This is a genomic window from Achromobacter sp. T5-5 (assembly GCF_055397965.1).
The window spans coordinates 3277990-3293055 of record NZ_AP027919.1 but is presented as its reverse complement, the minus strand read 5'-3'; the positions used below and the strand labels follow the sequence as shown (position 1 = coordinate 3293055).

The window sequence follows — 15066 nt, the reverse complement described above, 5'->3', positions numbered from 1 at the left end:
AACACGATCCGACGGCGTCAGACGGGCCGGAAGTCCGGGGCGCAGTGATTTTAATGTCACCGCCACCATTACGGCAGGTCCCGGTCATCCTGTAGGTCCGGCGCCTGCGGTTCGTCCAGCAGGCGGGCAGCGGGCGACAGCGCGGCCGCGCCAGCCCGGAAATACCCCATCACCGTGGCCACGCTGGCGTGGCCGGTCATCGCCATCGTGTCGCCCAACGGCACGTTGCGCCGCCCGGCCTCCGTGACAAAGCCGGAGCGCAGGCTGTGCGCCGAAAAATCGCCCTCCAATCCCGCCAGCCGGCTGCGCGCCAGCACGATCTCGCGCACGGCGGCGGCGGCCAGGGGCTCGCCGATCACATCGCCGCGCCGCACCCGCCGGAAGATCGGCCCCTGGCGGATCGCGCTGGCCGCCAGCCAATCGTCCAGCGCCTGCGCGGCCTTGCCCAGAATGGGTTTCTGGTCCTGAGCCCGGCTGGCGCCGGTCTGATTGGTCTTGGAGTGCGCCATCGTATAGAGGTAGCCGTCCGCCGTGCGCTGCGTGTTTTCCATGGTGGCGCGCACCACCTCGGATCGCCGGCGGCCGCCGCTGGCCCAGGCAAAGAGCAGCACCGCGCGATCGCGCATGCCGCGCAAGGAATCGTCGCAGGTGTCTAGCATGGCCTGCAGCGGCTCGCGCGTCAGCGCCTCTTTCTTGGCGGGCGCAATGCCGCGCCGGGCATAGGCGCGCCGCGTCTTCGACAGCAGTTCTCGGACCGTGGCCGCGCGGCAAGGATTTGGGTGCCCCAGCAGTTCATGTGCCTTTGACAGCACCGACAACCGCTGCAGCAGCGTGTTCAGGCTGGGCGCTCCCAGCCTGCCCTTGGCTTTCAGCCGCACCAGCTCCTGATCCAGGGCCAGCGGCAATTCCCACGCCAGTCCGTCCTCGGTCGAGCGCTGCGCGTGATCCACGACGAACTGAATGACGACGGTCTCGGGCAAGGGCAGGGCGAACGCACGGCCATAGCGCAGTTCGAACCAGGCCGTCCAGTAGCGCATCGCCGCCCGATAGCTTGCAGCCGTGTTGGCGGAACTGCCTTCCCGCATGAGTCCGCGCACCGCGGCATCGGCTCGTGCATCGAGCGCCTGGGGGTCCAGGGGGCGGAGCGAGGCCGGGGCGGGGAGGGTGGCCGGTAAAGGTCGGGGGTTTGGCAAGGGGAGTTCTGGCATCAAGGGAAAAGGAACCACGGGCGTGGCCGCGACGTAGCTGCGGGCGGCCGTAGCGGGGTACATGGGGCGCGATCCGCCGCCCTAAGGCCGAAATGCGATGAAATTATATGTTTACTACATATGCTGTATGATATCTTACATAAAAAGCTTTTTACCCGCGATAAGGTTCCATTATCGTGGGTAATTCTACGCACGGCGACAGGAAATCAATCATGGCCACGGGTATTACTGAATCAGACGTCTGGACTGCCGCCGACGCGCTCCTGCTGGAAGGCGCCCGGCCGACCATCGAGCGGGTACGCCAGAAAATCGGCCGCGGCTCGCCCAATACCGTCAGCCCCCACCTGGAAACCTGGTTCCGCGCGCTGGGCGCCCGCATCAAGGACCCTCGTGCCTTCGCCGCGCCACCCGAGGTGCCCGATCCCATCGCCCAGGCGGCCGCGCATTTCTGGGACGCCGCGTTGGCGGCGGCGCGTGCCGAACAGGCCCAGGCCTACCAGGAACGCCGCGACGCCCTCGAAAGGGAAGCGGAACGCCACCAGGCCCTGGCCGAACGGCTCCAGCAGCGCGAGGCCCAACTGATCAACCGGGAGCGCGACCTGCAAGAAGGGTTGAAGGTCGCCACCGCGCAATTGGCCGCCACCGAAGAGCGCCTGCAAGCCGCCGAAGCGCAACTGCGCCAGCGCGACAAGGCGCTGGCCGTCGCCCAGGAAAGCCTGGCGGATGCGCGCAGCGCCAACAAGGCACTGCTGGTCGACGCCGATCTGGCCCGCGACCGTCACACGCAGGCCTTGGCTGCACTGGATGCGCGCCACGCCGCGCACGAACGCCGCTGGTTGAACGAGCTGGATACCGAACGCAGTTCCGTCAAGCGCCTGCAGGCGCGTCTGGAAGCCCTGCAGGCGGCAAGTCAGCAGCAGGCCGACCAATTGCGCGAGGCCCTGGCAGAAGCCCAACAGCAGCAGCGCGCGGCCGAACAGGACGCGCAGCTTGTGCGGGCACAGGCGCTCGCGGACGCGCGCCAGCGTGACATCGAGTCCGCCGTCGCCGCCCAGGCGCTTCAGGCCGTCCAATCACGCGAAGCGGATCTGATGCGCAGACTCGCCGCGGCGACCGCGCAGTCCGATGAGCTGCTGGCCCAGTTGAAATCGCGGGACGCCCAATTCGGCGACCTGGCACGCCGCCTCCTGGCCAGCCAGGAGGCCGCCTCCGCTTCCACGGACAAGCCGCCTTCCAGAAGCAGCCCGGCGCCCTGATCCCGAAGGGCATCGTGGACGCGTGAGACGCGCGTCTATTTATTCGTAATCCTATGATTTTTCGGGGTTTCCCCGCTGCCGGCAATGAGGCTTCATTTTTCATTCCTCATGTTCGGTGGCTGAGTCTTCGCAGGGAAATCCTTGACTGCCGCAGGGAGCAGGCTCAGGAAAAGCCCTGCTCATCGGCGTACCTGAGCAGTTCGGCGTTGGTTTCGATGTTCAGCTTGCGCATGGCGGATTGTTTTTGCGTGCCGATGGTAGCGACCGATCGGTTGAGGCGGCGCGCGATTTCAGTCACCGAAAGCCCCTGCGAAAACATCCGCACCACTTCCAGCTCTTTCGGGGACAACCCCTTCGTGCGGCTGGCACGCCCCATCGTCACATCATTGTGGCTGAGGCGCGCGCTGATGCTATCGGACAGGATAGGCCCTTTTTCCGTCAGCGCTCGTACGCATATGGCGACCAGCGCTTCAATGGGTTCTTCCTTGCTGACGATGCCAGCCACGCCGATCTGGCGCAGCTGGCTCAGAATGCCGCTGTTCGACAGCATCGTGAACACCACGATGGGAATATCCGGAAACAGGCGCTGTAATCGCTGAATCAGGCGCAAGCCGTCCTCGTCCGCGGACTTTGAACTCATGGAAAAGTCGGTGACGATGAGATGGCACGGATCCTCTTGCACCGCCGTGATCAGTTCAAGCCCGGACCGCGCCGTGGCGATCACGGTGAATCCGGGGATTTCGTTCAGGGAGTCAGCAAGCGCGAGGGAGATGACGGGATGGTCATCGGCGAGGATAATCCGCACGTTTTGGCCGGCCGGAAGCTTACTCATGGATTCGCCGTCCGATTGGCAATCGATCGAGCCTGGTTGTCCGTCCTGCTCGACGAGCGCGCCCGTCTTGGGAAGTAGGTTCGTGGCTGGCCCTACCAGGCCGGGGGCGCCAGGATTCTCAGTACTTCCGTCGTTGTCCATTTTATGTCCAAATTCTACTGAAAAGGCTAGAAGTGACGGTTGGGTCTCCGGGCACACCAGACGCAATCCGGCTCGCCAGGAAAGGGGGAACCGTTCAATCTAACTGTCGGGCATTCAAAAAAATATAGAAAGTTTTCGATAATTAGAGTTACATAAGACGCACAGTACGGCGTCAGCTACTGCTCGCTTGTCCGTGACCGCCGACGCAAAGTCGTTGCGACCAGGGCTTCAAATGTCAGCCAGCGTATCGCGAAGTAGCTTGGCCACGACCCGGCCTTCGGCTTGCGCGGCGGAATCCAATCCCCCATTGCGCAGCATGGCCTCCAAGGCTTCCAATCGCTCGGTCAGCGCCGTCATCTGCATCACGCTAAGCGCGCCACGCATTCGGTGCAGGGTCCGTCCGAGCAGCCGCTGGTCGTTGATGTCCAGGGCGCGTTCCATTTCGGAAACGTCCGCTTCCATCGTGCTGACAAACAACGCCCGGTATTTTTCGGGCACGATCGGCGCGGGCTCGGCGTCCCAGGACGGACGAGGCTGGGTGTCCGGGTCCGCCTGGCTGGGGGACGTCGCGCCGTCGCCCTGCAGGTGCCAGCGCAGGGTGGCCAGGCCGATGGGCTTGACGAGCCAAGCCGTCATTCCCGCGGCCAGGCAACGCTGCTCCTCTTCGCGCATGGCGTTGGCCGTAACGCCAATGATGGGAATGGTGGCGCCGCGCAGCCGAAGTTCCCTGGCGAGCTCGTAACCGTTCATGCGCGGCATGTTGACGTCGGTCAGGACGACGTCGTAGTGCGCAAGCCCCCACAGCATCAGTGCCTCGGCGCCGTCGGACGCCAGCGTGACCTCGCATCCGAGCTGTTCGAGCTGATGCTGGAGCGTGGCCTGGTTGATGGGGTTGTCTTCGGCAGCAAGTATCGACAGGCCAAGCGGAGCAAAGGCGCCGATGTCGGTCGGGGGCATCAATGCGCGCTCCCCGCGCACGGCGGCCAGTATGCCCGCGGCAATGTGCTCCACGCTGTTGATGACCTTGATGGTCCGTGCGGATGGGGGCTTGGCGGTGGCGCTGGCCAGCACATGATGTCCCGTCCATTCCATCGCGTCGAAGTTGCCCGGGTACAGGACGTCGACCAAGACGTCGTCCGGGCCGCCGGCCGGCAGGATCTGGGGCGCGGGAACCGCCTGCGCGCCCCAGCGCTTTAGCCATTGGCAGATGTTGTCGGACAGTTCGTGATGCGGGCTGCGGACATACACGCTGATATTGCTCAGGTCGGGCGGGCTGGCGGGCTGGCCGGAAGCGACCTGCAGGGGAAGCTCCAGCGAAAAGCTGCTGCCCAGTCCCAACTCGCTGGTCACGCGGATTTCGGTGCCCATCAGGCCGGCCAGGCGCGCGCAGATCGAAAGGCCGATGCCGGTGCCTCGCACCGTGTGGGAACCGCTGTTGATCTGGTAGAAGGGAACGAAGAGCTGCGACTGTTCCTCCTTGGCGATGCCGATCCCTGTGTCGACCACCTGCAGCATCAGGTGCGTGGTGTCGGGCTCGACCTTGGCCACCGTCAGGCGGGCGATCACATGCCCGGAATCGCTGAACTTGATGGCGTTGCTGAGCAGGTTGCTCAGGATCTGACGGATACGCACCGCATCGCCCGTCATCCATTCGGGCACGGCAAGGTCCACGCAGGAAAAGAGCAGCAGGCCCTTCTGGCTGGCCATCGCGGCGTAGGCGTTGGTGCAGCCTTGCACAAGTTCGCGCGGATTGAACTCCGAGGATTCCAGGACGAGCTGGCCGGTCTCGATCTTGGTGATGTCCAGGATGTCGCTGATGAGCTGCAACAGGATGGCCGACGAGCTTTGCATGCGTTCCAGGTGTTGCCGCTGTTCGGCGTCCAGGGAGGTCAGGCTCATCAGCTCCAGCGTGCCCAGCACGCCATAGAGCGGCGTGCGGATTTCGTGGCTCATCGTGGCCAGGAAGGTCGATTTGGCTTCGCTCGCCTTGTCGGCTTCGCGCTTGGCCTGCGCCAGGGTCTGTTCGATGACGGCGCGGGCGCTGATGTCGGAAAACGCGCAAAGCACGACGTCCTGGTGGTTGTAGCGCGTGGGGGCGTAGGCGACATAGAGCGGACGCCCGTCGGTGGCCTGGAAGCTGGGAATGGTGCCGGGACCGGTGGCGCCAAGGACGTGGCGCAGGAACAGGTTGGTTTCCGGTGAATTGTCCAGTTCGCGCCCAGCTTCGGCCCCCAACCATTGCAGCGCCAGGCTGTTGCCGAATACGACTGCGCCCACCGGCCGCGCCAGCACGCACAGCGCCACCGGCGCGGTTTCGATCAGCGTGCGGCTGAATTCCTCTTTTTCGATGATGTCGCGCTGCGCGTCCAGCGCGGGCGCGATCACCCGCCGGCTGTACCAGCGCGACGACACGATGCCGGTTCCGAGGCTGAGCAGGAGCAACAGGCCGGCGATGACGGGAAGCCAGAGATTGTCCTGGAAGAATGCGCCATAGCTGACCCGGTATGTCCCGGCCCACACCCCGGTTGGATCCGTTATGCGCAACACGATGCCGTCGGCCGTGTAGCGCATCCCGTCCTCGGTTGGCGCGGGACCCTGTCGGTCGCCGAGCAGCAGGCCTTCCTCGCGATGGGTCAGCCAGAATCCGCCGTGCAGCGGCTTGCGCAGGGTCTTCTCGAAGATGTTGATCCGCTGGTGGTTGAACTGGGTCACCGCATAGACGGCAGACGGCTTGCCCTGGCCGCTGGTCCAGACCGCTTGCGGCATGTCCGCGTAGATCAGGCCCAGCATGTTGCCGGGAAGCCCGTCGGTCCTGAACCAATGGACGCGGTTGGCCCCGGGGGACTCCGCGTGGCCGGGCACGTCGTGATCGATGAGACGCTGTTGGACCGTCTGCAGGCGGCGCAGCTCGGCCCGCACGGCGTCCGTCACCGCCAGGAACGTGGTGGGGCTGAGGCGTTCATACCCCGATGCGGCGCCCACGGCGGGCACGCTCAGACTGATGCTGTCGGCCTGGTTGATCAGGAATATCGTGGATGCGGGAAAGTACGACGCGGCCCAGAAGCTGGAATAAAAATCGGCCAGGAAGCCCCCCAGGTTCGCAAGCCGGCGGCCTGCGGTGGGGCAGTCCGAGGCGTCTTCGCACGCCAGCGAAAATGGCATCTCCGCGTAGGTGTTTTGTCCCTCGAAGACCTGCATTCCGAAGCGCTCCGGCACGTCGGCCGCATGCAGGTCGATGGTGCTGGCCAGGCTTTCCACGGGCAGGGAAGAGTGCTGCGCGCGCAGTCTGCCCAGGAACTGCTCTTGGGCATGGATGTAGCCGACCAGGATGGAAAAGTCGAGCTTCAGGCGGTCACGTTCCTGCTCGACGATGCGGTTCAATCCCCAATAGAGCGCCCCGACCAGCACCAGCGCAAAAGGCAGGATGCCGAACAGGGCGAAGTTCAGCCAGCGCGAGGTTCGCGTAATCCTGGCAAAAGGCGTGTCCTGCTTGCGCATGGGCGGCTTCTTACTGCTGCAAGGGGTCCATGGCCTGCCTCTCCATGGCAAGCAACTGGCTGAATCCGTCGATGTCCACGGCGGCCGAAATGAGGAAGCCTTGCGCGCAGTCGCAGCCGATGCGCCGCAGGAATTCGAGGTCCTTGCTGGTTTCGACACCTTCGGCGGTGACCTGGAGCCCGAGCTGGCGGCCAAGCTGCACGGATGAGACGAGCGCCGCGGCGCGTCCTTCATCATTGGCCGCGCCACTGACGAAAGCGCGATCGATCTTCAACTCGGTGAATGGCGTGGAAATCAGGCTGTACATGGAGCTGTATCCTCTGCCAAAGTCGTCTTGCGCCAGCCCGAAGCCCTTCAGACGCAGCCTGCTGGCCCCCATATAGTATTGGCCTTGTATGGTGGTTGTCTCGTCTTCGAGCAGTTCGAACGAGATTTCTTGCGTCGCCACCCCCTTGGCCACCACTATCTGCTCCAGCTCGTCGGGGAGATCCGGGTCGTCCAGGAGCTGCGTGGGCAGGTTGACCGACACCGGCATCCGGTATCCCTGCTGCCGCCAATGCAGGTGAGCGTCAAGGGCGTCTTCGAGCATGCGCCGCAGCAGGGCCTTGTCCAGGCCATGCCGCCGCACCGCGGAAAGAAAGGATCCCGGGAGCATGAAGCCGAATTCCGGATGCTGCCAGCGGACCAGCGCCTCGGCGCTCACGATCCGGCCGCTGGCGAGCGCTTTCTTGGGCTGAAACCAGGCCCGCAGATGGCCGTGGCTCAGGGCGTGTTCCAGGGACCCCCGGTCAAATACCGTGCCGGCCTCGGTCGGGAATTGGGGCTTTGAGGGTTCAGGGCGGCTTTGGCGGAGTTGGTTGGACAAATGCCGGGCGTGTTCAGGAGTCAAGGGCTTGGAGAACGTGCCCAGCACCGCCAGGCCCTTTTCCTTGGCCATCAGGGCAACGCTGTTCATGATGCGCCGGGGGCATGCCGACACGATCGCCAGCATCGGGTTGTGATGCAGCTTGGCGAGCTGGTCTATGAATTGCACGCCGTCCATGCCCGCCATGTTCAGGTCCATCAGCACAAGGTGATAGGCCTGCAGACCCATCATTTCCAGGGCAGCCTCGGCGCTAGGGGCGACATCGGCGTGGCTGAACCCTGCCGACTCCAGCAAATCCGCGAGGTGGACGCATTGAAACGGATGATCGTCCACGATCAGAATTCTGTAGTCGGACAACTTCTTCATCATATGACTTCCTTAAGCGCAATTAAGGCCTGACGCAACGCGGATATAGGCAGCGGCTTGAGCAGCACGGTCGTCATGCCCGCTTCGGTGCTGCGCCGTAAGTCGTCCGTGAATGCGCTGGCGGTGATTCCCACGATGGGGCGCGTATAGCCCTGACCGCGCAGCGCACGGGTGAGGGCGTAGCCGTCCATTTCGGGCATCTGCAGGTCGGTCAAGATGGCATCGAAGCCGGGTATGTCCGGCACCTCCAGTGCCTCCTTGCCATTGGCGGCCGGGACAATCGTGCATCCCAGGTGCTCCAGTTGCTCCCGCAATATCTGCCGGCTGATCGGGTTGTCCTCCACGACCAGCACATGCATGTCGAGCGCGTCCCGAGACGCCTTGAGTTCGAGCGTGACCTTGGCCGCCACGCCGTCCTGGGCGAGGCGGACCGCCGCGACGATGCTGGCCAGGCTATGCGCATTGGCCATCCAGCTGTTGCGTCCTCCCTCCAGCCGCGGCCGGACGCCGGGAGGTTGCGCGATCACCCGGGCGCCGGTCCACGGCGCAGGCGTCAAGTCGCGGGGCCAGGTTTCAACCAGCACGCCGCCCTCCAGCCGGCCATGAAGCGACGTCTTGTAGGGCATGGCCATGGCGCCGCAGTGGCGCAGCCACTGGCAAAGGTTGTTCACCACGTCGTTGACGGCGCCCCGCACGAATACCGGCCGGGGATCCAGCCGTATTCCCATTTCCGAATGCGCGTCGCCCGCCAACGGCAAGGTGAGCTCCAGGGACATGCTGGTGCCCAGGCCGGGTTCGCTGACCGCGCTGAGGGTGCCGCCCATCATGTCGGCCAGCCGCCGGCAGATGGCAAGTCCCAGGCCCGTGCCGGGAACGGTCTGGGTGGAGCCGCTTTCAGCCTGGAAGTAGGGTTCGAACAATTGGGCGTGATGCTCCGCGGAGATGCCCATGCCGGTGTCCGCCACCTGGAATTTCATGGTCGCGGAGTGCGCGTCCTGGCTGAGGGCCTGCAGGCGCAGCACCACCTGGCCGGAACTGGTGTACTTGATGGCGTTGCTGACCAGGTTGTTCAGGATCTGGCGCACGCGCGTGACATCGCCCACGACGACCGGCGGAGACGCGACGTCGGCCAGCGCGTAGATGTGCAGGCCCTTGGCCTCGGCGCGCGCGGCGTAGCTGCTGACTACGCCGTCCAGCATTTCCGCGGGCGAGAATTCGGCCGTTTCGAGCGTCAGGTAACCCGCTTCGATGCGAGACAGGTCCAGCGTATCGTTGATGGTGCGCAGCAAGGTGGCGGAGGACTGCTGCATGGTTTCGAGGTATTGCTGCTGCTGGCTGTCCATGGCGGTCAGGCTCAGCATTTCCAGCGTGCCGAGAATGCCGAACAAGGGCGTGCGGATCTCGTGGCTCATGGTGGTCAGGAAGACCGTCTTGGCGTGGTTGGCGGCGTCGGCGTGCAGCTTGGCCTGGGTAATGGATTGCTCGACCCGCTTGAATGCGGTGATGTCGTTGATGCCGCAAAGGACGACGTCCTCGGCATGAAAGGTGATCGGGGCGAAGGTGAGGTAGACGCACCGTCCGTCGCTCAGGACGTATTCACGTTCAGCGCAGAAGTCGTCCTCTGCCAGCAGCTTGGCTAGCAGTTCGGAGTCACCCAGCAGCCATTGCCGCGCAAGTTCATTTAAAAGCAGCGGGGTGCCATCGGCGCGACGCAGGAGGCACAGGCCGACCGGCGCGACCTCGACCAGCTTGCGATTCAGGGCCACGCTGTCGGCCAGGGCTTCGTACTGGCGCAGGGCCGGCGCGACGAGTTTTTTCTTGATGTGGCGTATGCCCAAGATCACCATGGCGAACAGCAGCGCGGCGCCGCCGAGCGCCGCCTGGATGGCAGGGGCGGTATCGCCCAGGATCCGGCTGATCGGTGTGTAGTACACCAGCCGCCACCCGGCCTCGCCCACGGATTTGTTCAGCACGACAAAACGGGGCAGCAGCCCGGGTCCCCACCAACCGAACGAATCCTCCTTGCCGGCGTAATTGCCCAGCCCTGCAACGACTTTTGCCTCGGCCGGGCTGTGCAGGACCGGCGCGTCGTTCTGGTCGTACAGGGCGTAGTTGCCGCCGCGCATGGAAGACAGGTCGATCGCCGCATCGATGTCGCTGACTTCAAGACCGATCCAGCCGGCGCGGGGTGTGGCGGGATCCACGGGTGTGTACAGGTACAGCGCGCTGGCAACGTCCATGGGCGGTTTTAGCCAGACGATGGGGCTGTAGCCGCCTTGCGAGACGCTGGGATCCGCCACGGCCAGCGAGCGTGCGATCCAGGATTGCTTGGCGGCGTCGATGGCGGGCGCCTGCGAGGGACGCGGCGCGATGTAGGCAGTCTGGCCATTGCGGGCCGAACTGAAGAGCAACTGGGTACGCGCGAGGGCAATGTCGTTGAGGTCGCGCGGCGTGAGGATCAGGGCCCAGTCGTAGGCGTTTTGCTCTTCGTGCAGGGGGAAGACCTCGATCTGGCGGGTGTTGCCGAAGTAGGGGGGCGTTTCGGAAGCCGCGGCGGCATCGGCATTGCGGACCGAGGAAGAGGCCAGCGAACGGACCAGCGACTCGCGCTGGTCGAAGAAGATCTGCGCGTTGTACGCGGCGGCGTTCATTTGCCGGCGGTACGCGGAAACGGTGTCGGTGAACGACCAGTACACATAAAAACCGGCCGCCGCCGCGATGCAGGCAAGCAGCGCGGCGGCGAACAGATGCAAAAGCAGCGTCGGAGCGCGGGGGACTGGCTGGACGTCGCGCGCGAGAGTGATGGGTTCCTGAACGGGCATGCGCCCATCGTAGGTAGAGCCCCGGGCAGTGGATATAAGAATATTCTGAAATTTCGCTGACAGCCCGGCGGGCGCCCAGGCCCGTAAATACAGGCTTATCCGGGCGTTTTCGCAAATCAAATTTTTATTATTGGAGTGCGGGATAGCCGTTCCTATACTGCGTAGCCATCGCTAGACCATGGCCACTTTCCGGCCATAGATTCGCCCCGCCGCGCCCGCTGTATCCGGGTTCTTCACGGTATCCGGTTTCTTCACGACTGGCGAGTCCACAACACAACTCATATGAACGCTATCAATTTGGTCGAATCCGCCTCGCTCTTGAGCGAGCCGCTAAAAATTCAACCAGTGCTGGACGCCAAAGGAGTCGTGCGCGAAATGGCGCTGGTAGGCGGGTGGACGAACCGAACCCCGCACTTCATCACCAACGAAGCCTCGGCGGACGCCTTGCGCCGGGCAGGGCGCGTCTTTCGGGCGGCGGGCTGCATGGCGCCGCTCACGATGGACCATCCCCTCAACGTCAACTCCGATATCCGCCTACCCGAACAGTTGTGCCAGGATCTGCGCATTGGCGCCGTGGAAGGCGATCTGCTGCGCGAGACCACCCCTGAAGATCGCAGCCTGCCCATCTATCCCTGCGCCAAGGTCACCTACAACGTGCCCCTCAGCGACCGCCTCGCGGAGGGCTCCAGTCTTTTCCATCTCTATAACGAACTGCGGCCCGCGCTGCGCGTGCGGCTGCTGCCCTGTTCGCAGGCCGGCGAATCCATGCCGTTCGGCACGCTGCGCGCCACGGGCATCCGGGTCGGCATCCCCGAGGGCATCAACAGGCAGCGCGGCTTGCAGGAGCGGTTTTTCAGCCTGCTGGGCCAGGCGTCGCGCCAGGGCCTCAGAGTGCTGGCCTGCGACATCCGCGGAATCGAAGACTTCAACTGGCTGCGCGCGCAGCCTGACGTGCTGTTCCAGGGAGAGGTCCTGTCGATCGCCCTGAGCCTGGAATACGTGCAGGAATGGCTGACCGCCGCGGGTTCGGGCTGGCGTGCATTCCAGTTGGGGGCCTAGGACTAGTGCGGCGCGTTACTGCGCTTTGACGGCGCGACGCGGATGCGGGCTCGCCGCTTGGGCCCCATCCAGGTCGCATTCGGGCCGCACCCGGGCCGTTGGACGGATCCGATAAAATCCGCCCATGCTTCCTACTCAAGTCATTCTGGCGCTGCTGGTGCTGCAGTGCGCGCTTCTTATTCCCTTGGTGGCCGTGGGCATCCAGCTTGCACGCTGGGTGCACTGGCGCTTTCTTGCCGATCCCCAGGCGCGGGGAGAGCGCCCGCACTTTACCGGCCCCGTCCTGGCCCTGATTTTCAGCACGCTGGCGGCCACCGATTTTCTGGGGTTCGAGCCTTTTGTCACGTTATCCCGCCTGAATCCCATACCGGAGAGCGCGCGCGCTTACTTTACGGTGGCCATGCTGGCGCTCGGGGTCTGGTGCTGGGCGTATGCCGGTGCGATCCGGGGCCGGCTTCGCGCGATGCTGGGCGCCGCGTAAGGGGCGCCGGCGGGCGACGCGGGACGTCGCCGCTGCCGCGACGCAAAGCGTGACCTTCCCATTCAGGTTCACGCGGATTTCGGATACATTCGACTGATCGCGTTGGCTTGCAGGGCGGGCGCCGCCGGTCCGCATCCATCGCAACGAGGGCGGCAGCCCTGCCAGGAGCATCGGGTGATACCACGCCAGTCAGTCGACATAGCCCGGGTCCTGCTTGTCATCGTGATGCTTTTGGCGCTGATGATCGGCAGTCTGTACATCCTCCGGCCGTTCCTGCCCGGGCTGATCTGGGCGACGACCATCGTCGTGGCCACCTGGCCGGTCCTGCTGGGCATCCAGCGGCGATGCGGCGGGCGGCGGTGGATCGCCACCGTGGCAATGCTCCTCATCCTGCTGTTCGTGATCGTGCTGCCGCTGTACCAGGCGATCTCCACCCTGGCGCAGCACGGCGGCACTATCGTGGCCGCGGTCAAGAGCCTGCCTGACTATGCCTTGCTTGCGCCGCCTGCGTGGATAGGCGGCCTTCCGCTGGTGGGGCCGAGAATCGCCCAGGAGTGGCAGACGCTGTCGGACGCGGGCGCCGGTGGCCTGCTGGCTCGGATCGAACCGTACCTGACCACGGCCGCCACCTGGCTGCTGGGCCATGCCGCCATCGTCGGGGTGTTCGTGATGCACATGCTGATCACCGTGATCATTGCGGGCATCCTGTACACCAAGGGCGACATGGCTGCGGAATTTGTCCGGCGGTTTGCGAATCGGCTCGCCGGGCAACGCGGCGTGGCGGCGATCATGCTGGCCGCGTCGGCGATCCGCGCCGTGGCGCTGGGGATCGTGGTCACGGCGGTGGTGCAGTCGGCGCTGGGCGGTATCGGACTGTGGATGGCCGGCGTGCCAGCCGCCGGCATTCTCACCGCCCTGATGCTGATGCTTTGCCTGGCCCAGCTCGGGCCGATCCTGCCGCTGCTTGGCGGCGTGGCCTGGTTGTTCCAACACGACATGAAGCTGGCGGCGGCAGTCCTGCTGGTGTGGGCGATCGTGGTTGGCATGCTGGACAACCTGCTGCGGCCGCTACTCATCAAGCGCGGCGTGAACCTGTCGATGCTGCTCATCCTGTCCGGCGTCCTGGGAGGCATGATCGCGTTCGGCATCGTCGGGCTGTTCATCGGACCGGTGATCCTGGCGGTGACCTCGACGCTGTTGAACGCGTGGGTGGACGAGGTGCCGCCGCCCGCACGGGTCGATCCGGACGCGCTGGCCCTGCAGCGAGAGCCGCCGCCTGGAACGCACCGGAAAAGGGCGTAACATCCGTTCCAAGGCGCGGGCCATGTGGCCCGCTTTTCGCAATACCCGGCACCACCCATGACGATGCATTTCTTCGCGCCGCCCGCGAGCGCGCCCGATCTTTCCCTTTTTCTCCCCAAGTCCTTGCGCCGCGAGGTGGCCGGATGAGCACTCCTGTGCGGCCCACCAAACCTGGCACGCTGACCGTTGCGCGTCGCCCCGCCAAGCGCAGCGCAGACAGCGGCAGCGCAGACACCGGTCGCGCCCGGGCGCCCCGCGCCGCGGCGCCTGGACGCGGCCCTCGTCCGTCTGAATCGCCCAAAGCGTCCAAGTCGCCCAAATCGCCGAGACCGCCCACCCCGTCCAGACCGCCGAAACCCTCGCAAGGCCGAGAGGCTGGCGGACCGGTGCGCCCGGCCAGACCCCGCGCAGCGGACGATACCGTGCGTCTGGCCAAGCGGCTTGCGGCCGAGCAGTCGTGTTCGCGCGGCGATGCCGAGCGCTACATCGAAGGCGGCTGGGTTGCGGTGGACGGCAAGGTGCAGGAGGAACCGGGAATGCGGGTGGGCCCATCCCAGACCGTCGCGCTCCTGCCCGGGGCACGGCTCGAAGAGGGGCGCCCCGTGACGATATTGATCCACAAGCCGGCCGGCATGTACGCCGACGACCAGCCTGGCTCGGCGCGCGATCTCATCCTGCCCGAGAACCTGATGCCGGGCGACCGGTCCGGACAGCGATTCCTCAAGCGCATATTCAACGGCCTGAAACTGGTGACCCCCCTGGAGCGCGCGGCAAGCGGGCTGGTGGTCTACACGCAGGAGTACCCGGTGGCCCGCAAGCTCGTGGAGGAGGGCCGCCACGTGGAGCAGGAGTATGTCGCGCAGGTCGAAGGGCAGTTGAGCGATGCGGATCTTGCGCGGATGCAGCGAGGCATGGCGTACGAAGGAATGCCCGCCACGCCCCTGAAGGTGAGCTGGCAAAGCGAGGGTCACCTGCGGTTTGCCTTGAAGACGCCGGCGCCCGGCTTCATCGAAGCCCTGTGCGCGGCGGCAGGCTTGCGCCTGCTGGCGCTGCGGCGCCTGCGGATCGGCCGTCTGCCGATGGCCGGTCTTGCCGTGGGCCAATGGCGGTATCGGCTTGAGTACGAGCGATTCTGATGTCCGGGCCGTCCAGATCCCCGATTGCTGACGCCCAGTCCTGGCGGGCGACGGACGGCATGGCGAGTGGCAAGCTCGGCTATCCCGACGCTGGCCGGCG

The 15066-nt window shown here is 65.2% G+C and carries 10 protein-coding genes; 5 read left to right on the top strand and 5 right to left on the bottom strand.

The annotated features are described in order from the left end of the window. Positions 1-68: 68 nt before the first annotated feature. Positions 69-1085, bottom strand: coding sequence for a site-specific integrase (locus ACZ50Q_RS14970; RefSeq protein ID WP_464078815.1), 1017 nt, complete (start codon positions 1083-1085; stop codon positions 69-71). A gap of 335 nt (positions 1086-1420) precedes the next feature. Here ACZ50Q_RS14970 and ACZ50Q_RS14965 point away from each other — a divergent pair, with 335 nt between their 5' ends. Continuing rightward, a complete protein-coding gene (locus tag ACZ50Q_RS14965; protein ID WP_464078814.1) occupies positions 1421-2464 on the top strand; it encodes a DNA-binding protein in 1044 nt (347 codons plus the stop codon). Positions 2465-2627: 163 nt separating this feature from the next. On the opposite strand, the gene ACZ50Q_RS14960 is transcribed toward ACZ50Q_RS14965, so the two are convergent. The 4 genes from ACZ50Q_RS14960 to ACZ50Q_RS14945 all read right to left on the bottom strand — a co-directional run bounded on the left by ACZ50Q_RS14960 (position 2628) and on the right by ACZ50Q_RS14945 (position 10988). Further along, entirely contained in the window at positions 2628-3437 is an 810-nt protein-coding gene (locus tag ACZ50Q_RS14960) for a response regulator (RefSeq protein ID WP_254791906.1), read from the bottom strand. A gap of 228 nt (positions 3438-3665) precedes the next feature. Further along, a complete protein-coding gene (locus tag ACZ50Q_RS14955; protein WP_464078813.1) occupies positions 3666-6935 on the bottom strand; it encodes a hybrid sensor histidine kinase/response regulator in 3270 nt (1089 codons plus the stop codon). Positions 6936-6945: 10 nt separating this feature from the next. Next, the gene (locus tag ACZ50Q_RS14950; protein ID WP_175493075.1) at positions 6946-8166 is read right to left on the bottom strand and encodes an EAL domain-containing response regulator; all 1221 of its coding nucleotides are present in this window, start codon (positions 8164-8166) and stop codon (positions 6946-6948) included. After that, complete coding sequence (locus ACZ50Q_RS14945; RefSeq protein ID WP_464078812.1) at positions 8166-10988, bottom strand: ATP-binding protein; 2823 nt, start codon at positions 10986-10988, stop codon at positions 8166-8168. Before ACZ50Q_RS14945 ends, ACZ50Q_RS14950 begins: the two co-directional genes overlap by 1 nt. Positions 10989-11270: 282 nt before the next feature. On the opposite strand from ACZ50Q_RS14945, the gene ACZ50Q_RS14940 reads away from it, so the two are divergent. The 4 genes from ACZ50Q_RS14940 to ACZ50Q_RS14925 all read left to right on the top strand — a co-directional run bounded on the left by ACZ50Q_RS14940 (position 11271) and on the right by ACZ50Q_RS14925 (position 14966). Then, positions 11271-12047: a hypothetical protein gene (locus tag ACZ50Q_RS14940; RefSeq protein WP_139208467.1), complete on the top strand. Its 777-nt coding sequence runs from the start codon at positions 11271-11273 to the stop codon at positions 12045-12047. Positions 12048-12171: 124 nt separating this feature from the next. Further along, entirely contained in the window at positions 12172-12528 is a 357-nt protein-coding gene (locus ACZ50Q_RS14935; protein WP_092575943.1) for a hypothetical protein, read from the top strand. A gap of 225 nt (positions 12529-12753) precedes the next feature. Further along, the gene (gene ydiK / locus ACZ50Q_RS14930) at positions 12754-13830 is read left to right on the top strand and encodes an AI-2E family transporter YdiK (RefSeq protein ID WP_092575946.1); all 1077 of its coding nucleotides are present in this window, start codon (positions 12754-12756) and stop codon (positions 13828-13830) included. Positions 13831-14252: 422 nt separating this feature from the next. Then, positions 14253-14966, top strand: a complete 714-nt coding sequence (locus ACZ50Q_RS14925) for an RNA pseudouridine synthase (RefSeq protein WP_254791908.1) — start codon at positions 14253-14255, stop codon at positions 14964-14966. The last annotated feature ends 100 nt before the right edge of the window (positions 14967-15066 follow it).

Bases quoted from the DNA above. Each gene is read 5' to 3' on its own strand.
- ACZ50Q_RS14970 (WP_464078815.1), bottom strand. From the start codon at position 1,085: ATGCGGGAAGGCAGTTCCGCCAACACGGCTGCAAGCTATCGGGCGGCG.
- ACZ50Q_RS14965 (WP_464078814.1), top strand. From the start codon at position 1,421: ATGGCCACGGGTATTACTGAATCAGACGTCTGGACTGCCGCCGACGCG.
- ACZ50Q_RS14960 (WP_254791906.1), bottom strand. From the start codon at position 3,437: ATGGACAACGACGGAAGTACTGAGAATCCTGGCGCCCCCGGCCTGGTA.
- ACZ50Q_RS14955 (WP_464078813.1), bottom strand. From the start codon at position 6,935: ATGCGCAAGCAGGACACGCCTTTTGCCAGGATTACGCGAACCTCGCGC.
- ACZ50Q_RS14950 (WP_175493075.1), bottom strand. From the start codon at position 8,166: ATGAAGAAGTTGTCCGACTACAGAATTCTGATCGTGGACGATCATCCG.
- ACZ50Q_RS14945 (WP_464078812.1), bottom strand. From the start codon at position 10,988: ATGCCCGTTCAGGAACCCATCACTCTCGCGCGCGACGTCCAGCCAGTC.
- ACZ50Q_RS14940 (WP_139208467.1), top strand. From the start codon at position 11,271: ATGAACGCTATCAATTTGGTCGAATCCGCCTCGCTCTTGAGCGAGCCG.
- ACZ50Q_RS14935 (WP_092575943.1), top strand. From the start codon at position 12,172: ATGCTTCCTACTCAAGTCATTCTGGCGCTGCTGGTGCTGCAGTGCGCG.
- ydiK (WP_092575946.1), top strand. From the start codon at position 12,754: ATGCTTTTGGCGCTGATGATCGGCAGTCTGTACATCCTCCGGCCGTTC.